3 protein-coding genes and 1 pseudogene are annotated in these 4,539 nt (G+C 46.2%); 2 read left to right on the top strand and 2 right to left on the bottom strand.

Translation table 11 applies throughout. From position 1 onward, the window contains the following. Window positions 1-153, top strand: a pseudogene (locus WC615_RS22720) (serine--tRNA ligase); the annotation flags it as partial. Between the two features lie 209 nt (window positions 154-362). Here WC615_RS22720 and WC615_RS22715 read toward each other — a convergent pair. Further along, a complete protein-coding gene (locus WC615_RS22715; RefSeq protein ID WP_372980309.1) occupies window positions 363-2,180 on the bottom strand; it encodes a serine hydrolase domain-containing protein in 1,818 nt (605 codons plus the stop codon). Beyond that, window positions 2,167-3,798 carry an amidohydrolase gene (locus WC615_RS22710; protein ID WP_372980308.1) on the bottom strand — a complete coding sequence of 544 codons (1,632 nt, stop codon included), beginning with the start codon at window positions 3,796-3,798 and terminating at the stop codon, window positions 2,167-2,169. Before WC615_RS22710 ends, WC615_RS22715 begins: the two co-directional genes overlap by 14 nt. A 144-nt stretch (window positions 3,799-3,942) precedes the next feature. Here WC615_RS22710 and mutL point away from each other — a divergent pair. Beyond that, window positions 3,943-4,539, top strand: a 597-nt coding sequence (mutL, locus tag WC615_RS22705; protein WP_372980307.1) for a DNA mismatch repair endonuclease MutL, incomplete at its 3' end; no start/stop codon positions are given.

Raw genomic sequence — 4,539 nt, 5'->3', positions numbered from 1 at the left:
GAGGGTAAAACACAATTGGCGCATACCTTAAATGGTAGTGCATTAGCCTTGCCGCGTATTGTAGCTACTTTATTGGAGAATAACCAAACGGAGAAAGGGATAAAAATACCTGAGGCGCTTGTGCCTTATACCAAGTTTGAGTGGATAGATTAAGTACGTTCTAAAAACGCCCCTAAAACGCCCTTAAAACGACCTGGTAAATGCAAAGTGTTCACGTTCACAGCCGTGAACGCCTGTGAACGCGCGCATTTGCCTTGTAATCAGCGCTTTGTGTTTTTTAGTTATAGTATGTGTTTTATTATCAGTGATTTATGTTTTATAAGCGCTGATAATACATTCTTATCTGACGGGTTTAAAGCCTTTTACAAGCCTTTCTGTATCGCTTCATAAACCGCATCCTGTATGCGCGGCCGTATATTTAGGCTGCCTAACCTGTTACCTACGTTTGGGTACACCCTGTTTGACAGGAAAATATATACCAGGTTATATTTCGGATCTACCCACACGCAGGTTCCGGTAAAGCCGGTATGCCCGTAAGCCATATCTGAGGCCAGCTTTGATGGGTAATGCCTGTCGGCAATGGGGTCCCAGCGATCGAAGCCCAGGCCGCGCCTGCTAACGGGTGATTGTTTGGATGTCCACAGGTCAACCGTTTCAGGTTTAACGTATTGCACACCGCCGTAGGTGCCACGGTTCAGCATCATCTGGTAAAGTATAGCCACATCATTGGCGCTGGCAAATACACCTGCATGCCCGGCAACGCCACCCATCAGGGCCGCGGTTGGGTCGTGCACGTAGCCGTCTATCAGGGTTTTACGATCTTTTTTATCATCTTCGGTGGGCGGGATGCGGTTTGCCGGGAACCGGTAAAGCGGTAAAAAACCAGCCGTTTGCATCCCCAGCGGGGTATAAAACTTATCCTGCACATATTTATTTAAAGGGATGGCGGTGATGGTTTCGGCTATCTGTTGCAAAAATATCATCCCAACATCGCTGTACACATATTGCCCGCGGGTTTTAACTGCCGAACGCAGTGCAGCAGGCAGCATTACCTCTTCAAAGTAATTTTTACGCACGTAATAGTTATCATTTACCTTGGTTGGGTACGCCGCTGATGAATCGGTACTATGGTCGGTTGGTTTGATCACCTCGAAAGTAGAAATATCTGGTATCAACCCCGCCTGGTGTTCCAGCAATTCGCGCACACTCAGCGTTTTTTTATTGGTGTTGCGGGTAATGGGCATATACGTGCCCAGGGTCGAATCGAGATTGAGTTTCCCCTGGTCATAAAGCTGCATGGCCTCCATAGTGGTAGCCGAGATCTTGGTCATGGATGCAATATCGAAGATGTCGGTTATCTTATCGGCAATGCCGTTATCATACATATGATAACCATAGGCCTTGTTAAATATCACCTTGCCATCCTTGGCCACTAAAACCACGCATCCCGGTGTGGCGCGGTTGGCAATAGCTTCGCTGGCAATGTTATCAATTTCTTTGAGGTTATCGGCATTGATGCCGGCATCTTCGGGCACAGTATATTGCAGGCGGGTTTTAGAGGTTAAAAAACCCGAGTTAGCTGTGTATTTAGGTGCATAGGTTTTGGTGAGCCGTTGCGTTATGGCAACGCCGCCAAAAATTGCCTGTGCGCTGTATAACGCTGCCACCGGCGATACCCTTGCCGACCAGATTACCGGCGAGCTAACCTCATTCAGCTTAATAAGTGATGAACTATTGCCGATAAATGAAACAACAACGTTTTTTAACTTTTGGGTGTTGTTAATAAAGCCGATGATCTGCGGGTTATTCACTTCGGCATCGGTAAGCTGCAGGATAAGCGTGTTATAAAATTTGGTATCCTGCGCCAGCATATCAAAGGGTTTTGTGCCCAAATAATCATTGCCGTTTATGGCATTAACTTTCGCGTATTTATTAAGCAGGCTATCAAACGCAACCGCGTAGGGTGCTGAAAAATGGATGCTGGCAATTTTATTATTGTCCAGGTTTTGCAGGGGGATAAGTTGCTTCCCGTTATTGAGCAATACGGTTGCCTGCTCAACAAGCAGCTGTTCTTTTATATAAGCTTTACCCGTAAATGGTGGGTTTTGCGCACAGGCAGAATTAAAAAGTACAAAACCGGATAGCAGCAGGATGTATAAATTCCGACTATTTTTTCTCATAAACCTTAACACCATTTATATATGTTTTTAAAACTTTAACATTGGGCAATTCGCTGCCTTTTACCTTCATTATATCCTGGTCAAGTATCACAAAGTCGGCATACTTACCTACTTCGATACTGCCTTTTTCGTGTTCCTCAAAGTTTGCTTTGGCAGCCCATACGGTCATGCCTCTCAAGGCTTCGGTACGGCTAAGCGCGTTCTCCATCTGGAAGCCTCCATCCGGCGAACCTTTCAAATCCCTGCGCTCTGTTGCAGCATAAAACGTGTACATGGGGTTTATGTTTTCTACCGGGAAATCCGTCCCCAGCGGGATCCACCCGTTTTGTTTCATCAGGTCTTTATAGGCATAGCCTGTTTTTAAACGTTCGGCGCCCAGGCGCTTTGCAGCCCACACCATATCAGATGTGGCATGCGTAGGCTGCACCGATGGGATAATATTATTATCGCCAAACAATTTTACATCCTGAGGTGATACGATCTGCGCGTGCTCTATCCTCCAGCGTTTGTTGTTTTTGCCTTTCAGGTTTTCGGCATAAATTTTCAGCATCACCCGGTTGGCAGAATCGCCAATAGCATGAGTACACATCTGGAAACCATGAGCCGCAATTTTTTTAGCTACTTCCTCAAAATGCGCCTTGCTGCTTAGTAAAAAACCACTCCAGTTTTTCTGGTCGGAGTATGGGTGCAATAAACAAGCTCCTCTTGAACCCAGTGCGCCATCGGCATAAACTTTAAACGCGCGTACGTTAAGGCCTGGCGTTTTGTATGCGCCGCGTTTAAACAGGTAATCGTAATTTTCCTGCTGGTCGGCAAGCATTACATACATACGCATTTTAAGGTCGCCTTTGTGCTGTAATGCGGCAATGGTGTTTACCATGGTATAAGGCAGGCCGCAATCATCTACAGTGGTTAACCCCACCGCAAAGCAATTGCGTTGTGCATCCAGTAAAGCCGCCTGGGTAATTTGTTCTGTTGGGGCGGGGATCTTGCGGGTAACAATCCCAACAGCGTTATCTACCAGTATGCCGGTTAATTTACCGTTTACGGTCTCTATTTCGCCGCCGGTTATTTTTTGCCCGGGTTTAATACCGGCAATATTTAATGCGGCCTGGTTGGCAATAGCAGCATGCCCGTCAACACGGCTCAGTAATACCGGGCGTACAGGGAACAGCGAATCAAGCTTGGCTTTGTTGGGGAATGCTTTATTGGCCCAGATGTTTTGGTCCCAGCCGTTGCCTATGATCCAGCCATCGGTTTTGTGGCGCGAGTAACTGCTTACCGAATCTAAAACGGCGTCCCAGCTTTTGGTGCCAACCAATTTAACATCCTGCAGGCCTAAACCGTATTCGTAAAAATGCGCGTGGGCATCAATAAAACCGGGGTAAACCGCTTTGCCGCCGGCATCAATTACTTCGCGGGCTAAATATTGTTTTTCCAGGGTATCTATATTGCCTACGGCTAATATTTTGCCGCTACTCACCACAAAGGCATTGGCGGTGGTAAAGGTACTATCTACAGTATATACAAGTGCATTTTTTACAAGCAGATCGGCATTATATTCTTTTTGTTTGCATGCTGCAAGGAGTAAAAACAGCACCGGCCAGAGTTTCTTCATATGGTATTAATAAACAGGTAGATGTAAATATTATTAACGTAAATAGTATATACAAGTATGTAACGGTAAAGTTATGCAATCAAATAATTAATTTAGCGTCTTAATTGACACGCCTCTTTCGGGCGCAGAAGGGAAATATTTTTAATGCCAGATATAATACAGCTTTTACCGGATGCCGTTGCCAACCAGATTGCCGCAGGCGAAGTAGTGCAGCGACCTGCATCCGCAGTAAAAGAATTGATAGAGAACGCGATAGATGCCGGTGCCGATAAAATTCAGCTGATATTAAGGGACGCCGGGAAATCACTGATACAGGTTATTGATAATGGCTGTGGTATGAGCCTTACCGACGCGCGCATGTGTTTTGAGCGGCACGCTACTTCAAAAATTCGCAAGGCCGAAGATCTTTTTGCCATCCGTACCATGGGTTTCAGGGGCGAAGCCATGGCTTCTATAGCCGCTATTGCCCAGGTGGAGCTAAAAACCCGCAGGCATGAGGATGAACTGGGTACCTGTATACAGATAGAAGGGTCGGAAGTGCTCAGCCAGGAAGCTTGTTCGGCCAATACCGGGACATCCATCTCTATCAAAAACCTTTTTTATAACACACCTGCCCGCCGTAACTTTTTAAAAAGTAACCCGGTGGAGATGCGCCATATTATTGACGAATTTCAGCGCGTGGCTTTGGCCAATCCGCAGGTTTTTTTAACCATGCATCATGATGGGCAGGAGGTTTATCAT

Origin of the sequence: Mucilaginibacter sp. (genome assembly GCF_041663085.1) — a bacterium.
GTDB lineage: Bacteria > Bacteroidota > Bacteroidia > Sphingobacteriales > Sphingobacteriaceae > Mucilaginibacter.
Note: the sequence above shows the minus strand (reverse complement) of the source record. Positions and strands in the feature narration are given on the sequence as shown.

Coding starts and splice junctions, on each gene's coding strand:
- WC615_RS22715 (WP_372980309.1), bottom strand. CDS start 2,180: ATGAGAAAAAATAGTCGGAATTTATACATCCTGCTGCTATCCGGTTTT.
- WC615_RS22710 (WP_372980308.1), bottom strand. CDS start 3,798: ATGAAGAAACTCTGGCCGGTGCTGTTTTTACTCCTTGCAGCATGCAAA.